Raw genomic sequence first — 5,774 nt, forward strand, 5'->3', positions numbered from 1 at the left:
GACGTCAGACATCTCGATCAACAGCCCGGGGGCCTCGCTTGTTGGGCTTCACGGCCCATCACTCAATCGGTGGCCAACTCGAAGAAGCTCACTGACTGATGCGGCAGACCAGACGGGCGGTGTCACGGCCTCCTTCGGCCTCGCCGTGTACGTCGTCGAACGGGGCGAGCCACAGAAAGAGATCGGCGCAGAGGAACACGCCGTCCCGGTCCGCCGTGGGCAGGAGACGAGCCACCCCCTGGGCCATGATGTTACAGAGGGCCTTCGCCTCGCCGGGTGAACCGATCAAGGGGAAGGTCCGGAACCAGTTGGCGGTCTGATCCTCCATGGCGTCGGCATACGGGATCGTAGCGAAGGAGCTGGGGAAGGAGCCTTGGAGGTCGGGCATCGGCAAGGGTACGCACGCTCGGGCTGCAGGTGTGACTCATACGGATATCCTCGCGACAGCCCGCTGCCTGGTTTCGACGACCATACGAGGGTCCGACGGCTGCACGCTGAGCAGTCCGACCGGCTCCACGGTGGCGCCCGGAACGGGCCGCAGCCGCCAGCGGGACGCGATGAAAGCCGTGATGACGGTCGCTTCCGTCCAGGCGAACGCGTCGCCGATGCACATGCGTTTTCCTGACCCGAAGGGGATGAAGGCTCCTCTCGGCGGCTGGGGGCGCTCCGGCAGCCAGCGGTCGGGGTCGAAGCGCAGCGGGTCGGGGTACAGGGCCGGGTCCCGGTGCAGTGCGTAGGGACTCCACAGCACCTGCTCCCCCGCCGGCAGTCTGGTCTGCCCGAGGCGCACGGGCTCGGTAGTCTGCCGGGTCACCAGCCAGCCGGGGTGGTGCAGGCGCAGGGCCTCGCTGACCAGTCTGCGGGTGAAGGCGAGTCGGGGGACGTGCTCGGCGGTGATCGGGCCCTCTCCGACCACGGAGTCGACTTCCTCGTGCAGCCTGCGCTCCAGCTCGGGGTCGCGGCCCAGCTCGTGGAACAGCCAGGCCAGCATGACTCCCGTCGTCTCGGAGCCCGCGGCCAGCAGCCCGATGATCTCCGACAGGATCTCGTTGTCGGGCAGTGGCGCACCGGTTTCGTCCCGGGCCTCCAGGAGCAGTGTCACGAGGTCGTCGTGGGCGTCGGGGGCCGCCCGGCGCTCCGCGATGATGTCCGCCACCTCGCTGCGCAGCAGGCTGCGGGCGGCCTTGAGCCGCCGGTTGCTGCGGGTGGGAAGCCGCTCCAACGAGGACACGGGCACCATGGTGCGCCAGATGGCGGCCGTGAAGACCGTGTCGACGGCGTCGAGGATCGCCCGTGCCCGCTCCTGCTCTGCGCGGAAGGAGCACAGCACTGACATGGCCACGTCCTGGGCCATGAGCCCCATTTCGGTCTTCAGGTCGAGCACTTCCCCCTCACGCCAGCCTGTGAGGGACGGTTCCACCGTTTCCCGCATGGTGTTGACGTACCCGCTGATCCGTTCGCGGTGGAAGGCGGGCTGGAGCAGGCGGCGCCGGCGCAGGTGGGGCTCGCCTTCCCTGAGCGGCAGGGCCGACTCACCGAGAAGCTTGAGCTTCTCGCCCAGAAACCCCTTGGAGAAGGAATTGGACTTGCTGGTAAGCATCTCGTGTATCAGCTCATGTGAGTTGACCACGGTCACTTTCTTAGGTCCGACCGAGATACGGACGATCGGCCCGTATGTGCGCAGGCGTTCGACGAACTTCAGGCGGTCCTTGATCGGGGAGACAACGTGTCCGATGAGCGGCATCCGCCCCGGGGCGGTCGGCGGAACGTCGATTTCGATAGTCACGCGTCTATCCTTTCTATATATGCTTCTGTACGTGCGGCTGCGCGACGTACCGGCAGCAGCTCCCGCGCAGCGAGCACTTCCGCTTCGATCACTGCAGTGGGCGCAGACAGTGTCGTGCCACAGGGCGGGGTGCGAGGCGGGCGCAGGTATGTCTCGGCGAGATCTAGAGTCGGGGTGAGCCGATGAGGCGGTGCGGGGTGGCGCTGCTCAGTTTTGACGGCATATACAGTCTCTTCGCAGGTGCCGCCCCACGCCCAAGAGCTGTTGAACGTCAGAAGTCAACGAGGCAGCCGTCTGGACGGCCCTGGATGCGTGGTGACCTTCGTACAGTGCAAGCGCGGTGACACTTCGCGCTGTAGCGGAGTAGGGGGAGGCATCCACTTGTCGGTCCAGTGGCCCTCGAATTGCTGCTGGCCGATCAGCCAGTCACATTGCTTCGCCGCTCGGGGGGCTTATGCGTGTTCTGCCGTCGGGCAGTGCCGCAGATGGCTCACGAGGGCCTGGAGGGCGTGAGCGTTCGCGGTAGCCGATCCGGTGTCCTCGCTGATGCAACAGCCGTAGTGGTTGCCGTTGTGGAACAGGTCCAGCGGCGCCGGGCTGTACGGCAAGCCGAGAAGCGAGGTGCGAGGCGGAGGCGCGGGTGGTGCCGAGTGGCATGTCGTTCAACCCGGCACCAACTGGGGTGAGGTTGAGGGCGGTGGCGGGGAGGATGTTCACAGAGTGGTTTGTGCTGGCCTCGACAGGGGCCTTTTGCAATCGCGAGAACGCCCTCCGCGAATTGAGCCAATATAACATCAATCAATTCTCCATGAACGTTTCGGGAAAGATGGAAAAATTTAGGGCACCCAGTAGCGTTGCTGAATATTACACCCGCTCACCCCTTTCTCCCCTTTTCTATTCATTCCGTGAAAATTCTCTCGTATGGCCTGCCCATCACTCACCTCTCCGCTACTACTTCCCTGATTTCAGACGGCAGCGACTTCAACTCCACCCGGTCGGGGATCACCGTGGCGAGTCGGCACCAAATCCGGCGGCAGTACTCAGCGAAGGCAGCTGAGTACTGCCGCCGGGCCCAGAGGTCGCCAGGTCTTCTGCTTTGCCCGCCCCCGAAATGACCTTGGTGTTCCATGCCTCGCAGGCCGCTGCAATCCAGAGCCAATAGGGCCTGACAGATCCACAACCGACACTCCAGGCACCGTCACATTTACCTACGCCGAAGTTGCCCTCCTGGTTCATGCGCGGTTCGATCGACCCCGTGCGGGACACCGTCCCCATCACGCCACACGGCTCAGGCCAGCCCCCAGCCTTCTCTTTGAGTTCGTAACACGATCTTGGTGATGTTGGCTGGTGGGGCGTAACCGGCGTGAGGAATCGTCCGTTCGTGAGGGCGTGGGTACTCGACCGTGGATCGTGGGCGATGAGTTGTGGGCTCTGATCGAGCCGTTGTTGCCGCCGTGGCCGGAGCGGTCGCCGGGGCCACGACCGGTTTCGGACCAGCTGTGCCTCCAGGGCATCCTGTTCGTCCTCTACAACGACATAGCCTGGCAACTCCTGCCCTTGGAGCTGGGGTTCGGCTCGGGGCAGACCTGCTGGCATCGCCTGGACCGGTGGCAGAAAGCAGGAGTCTTCGACCGGCTGCACCGGGTTCTACTTGCAGAGCTGAACGCCGCCGGCGAAATCGACTGGTCACGGGCGTGCGTAGATGGTTCCCACATCCGCGCGAAAAAGGGGGATCCGACACCGGCCCGTCGCCGGTCGACCGGCGGAAGACGGGCAGCAAACACCACCTGATCTGCGATGGACGTAACACCCCGCTCAAGGTCATCACGACCGCGGCCAACCTCAACGACGTCACCCAGACGCTCCCCTTGGTCGACGGCATCCCGCCCGTCGCGGGCCGCCCAGGCAAGCCCCGCCGCAGACCTGAAGCTCTGCTTGACGACAAGGGATACGACTCCAACGCCCACCACGACGAGCTGCGTCATCGGCAGATCCTGCCGATCATCTCCCGCAAGGGAGCGCCGAACATCAAGGGCTTGGGCAAGCTCCGCTACGTTGTGGAGCAGACCTTCGCTCTCCTCCACAACTTCAAGCGCCTGGCCGTCCGCTGGGAACGCCGCACCGAACTCCACGACGCCTTCGTCTCCCTCGCCTGCAGCCTCATCTGCTGGCGGCGACTTCGGAAGCCCAAGAACGGCTGACTGGTGTCAGGGCAGGCCAGGGCCCCGATGGGCTGCTTCAGAACGTTGGTATTCTCCGCATCTACGGCGAGGCGGGGAGATGATCGTGGGAGCAGAGCCGTCGAGTCCTCCGAGCCGCTGGTTGAGAGGAACTGGTCTTGGGGTCGTCTTCGGTGGGCTGACCGCGGTGGTGACCACTGCTGCCATTGGGAGAGCCTGGGCCGCTTGTGACATCGGTAGCGGCGCAGCAGCCAACAGCATGACTTTGCTGCTTCTTGCGCCTCTCATATGGATCACCGCTGCAGTTCCGTGGGTGATCCTGTACGGCACCCTCGGGAAACGTCACCGCAGGACAGCCCTGACTGCGGGGCTCATCTTCACCCTGCGGTTCGCCTGGTTCCTCGTCACGTGGCTCGGTGTGCCGGACTCCTACCCCGCCCCGCTTTGCCCGGCCAATGTCCCACCCTGGTGGCCGAGCTTCGTCCCGGCATGACTCCGGCGAAGCCCACGGACGACCTTGGCACAGGAAGCAGCGACCTACTCAACTGCCCTGACCAGGCCGCTGCACGCCAGCAAGATCGTGTTACGAGTTCTTTGAACCTTCACTCGTCGCTGAGGGGTGAAGGTTGTCCCCTTCCAGACAGTTCTTGCCCACGTCGTAGCGGGGTGCACCGAGCCTTTTCCAACCTCAGGTTGAGGTGTGATGAAGGGCGACGATGGCCTTCACGATATCGGTGATCCGGTTGGTACTGCAGCGGAGTTTGCGCAGGAGACGCCAGCCCTTCAGGGTGGCCATGGATTGCTCGCCGAGGCAGCGGATCCTGGTGTGGGTTCTGTTGTGCCGTCGCTTCTACCGCTTGAGCCGTCGGCCGCGTAACGGGACCCTGACAGGGCGGCCGGAACTTTGGTATGCCTTGTCCGCCCAGCACTTCACGTCCGCGTCGACGAGGGCATCGATGATGCCGTGAGTACGTGCAGCGGTCAGGTCGTGGGTCGAGCCCGGTAGTGCGGGCGAGGCCCACCGAACGGGTCGGTGAGGACCTGGACGTTCATGCCGTGGCGTTTATGCTTCCCGGAGTAGTACGGGGCGTCTGCGGCAATCCGGTCGATAGGTAGCAGGGTGCCGTCCAGGATCACGAACGCCTTCGTCCGCATGGTCTTCGTCGCTTCGGCCAGGGTCGGGGCGAGGGCGGCCAGGTTGTCGACGGCTTCGCGTATGTAGCGATAGGCCGTCGCGACACCAATGCGGAACCCGGCCGCGAGCTGGGCGTAGGTGTCACCGCACCTCAAGTGGCCCAGGGCGAGCAGGGCCTGCCGACCCACCGGCAACCGTCGCCACCGCGTTCCGATCTCGCGCTGCCGGGCACGGAGTTGTCCTGTCAGATAGCGCAGGGTGTGGCTGGACAGATCGATCGACGACGGGTAGACAAGCACGCGAAGCTCTTGGCGGACACGGATGATCTTGGTCGTGAACCCGTCTACCAGGAGCTTCTTCGCGTTGTACAGCTGCCCGCCTCGACAGTGCCGCCGCCAGATTGGAAAGGGCTCACGGTCTTCTGTAAACGTGCAGCAGACCCTTCCGCCGTTGTCGGTGACCGCTGCCCAGCGTGTTGTGCTGGAGGGGTGGGTGCGTCGCCGTACGACGGCCCAGGCTCTGGATCAGCGGTCGCGGATCGTGCTGGAGTGTGCCGAGGGGCGCTCGATCCTTGAGGTGTCCCGTTCGTCGACGAGGTCGCCATGGGGCGCGTTCCATCATGTCGGCGGCACCGTCCCGCTTCTTTTGATAGCCCGTGTTCTGAACCTTGCCG

The 5,774-nt window shown here is 64.7% G+C and carries 3 protein-coding genes and 2 pseudogenes; 2 read left to right on the forward strand and 3 right to left on the reverse strand.

Annotation, left to right across the window (positions count from 1 at the left end; translation table 11 throughout):
- Nucleotides 1-88 precede the first annotated feature (88 nt).
- A complete protein-coding gene (locus ACWCPY_RS42765; protein ID WP_451274546.1) occupies nt 89-328 on the reverse strand; it encodes a hypothetical protein in 240 nt (79 codons plus the stop codon).
- 96 nt (nt 329-424) lie between these two features.
- A complete protein-coding gene (locus tag ACWCPY_RS42770; RefSeq protein WP_451274548.1) occupies nt 425-1,786 on the reverse strand; it encodes a cytochrome P450 in 1,362 nt (453 codons plus the stop codon).
- 1,389 nt (nt 1,787-3,175) lie between these two features.
- On the opposite strand from ACWCPY_RS42770, the gene ACWCPY_RS42775 reads away from it, so the two are divergent.
- A protein-coding gene (locus ACWCPY_RS42775) for an IS5 family transposase (protein ID WP_451274550.1) occupies nt 3,176-3,987 on the forward strand; the annotation gives its coding sequence in 2 pieces (ribosomal slippage) (nt 3,176-3,493 and nt 3,496-3,987; 810 coding nt in all).
- A gap of 667 nt (nt 3,988-4,654) precedes the next feature.
- Here the strand turns inward: ACWCPY_RS42775 and ACWCPY_RS42780 are convergent.
- A pseudogene (locus ACWCPY_RS42780) lies at nt 4,655-5,400 on the reverse strand (transposase family protein).
- Between the two features lie 130 nt (nt 5,401-5,530).
- Between ACWCPY_RS42780 and ACWCPY_RS42785 the strand changes: the two are divergent.
- Nucleotides 5,531-5,774: pseudogene (locus ACWCPY_RS42785) on the forward strand (hypothetical protein); the annotation flags it as partial.

The organism is Streptomyces sp. NPDC002403 (assembly GCF_053593015.1).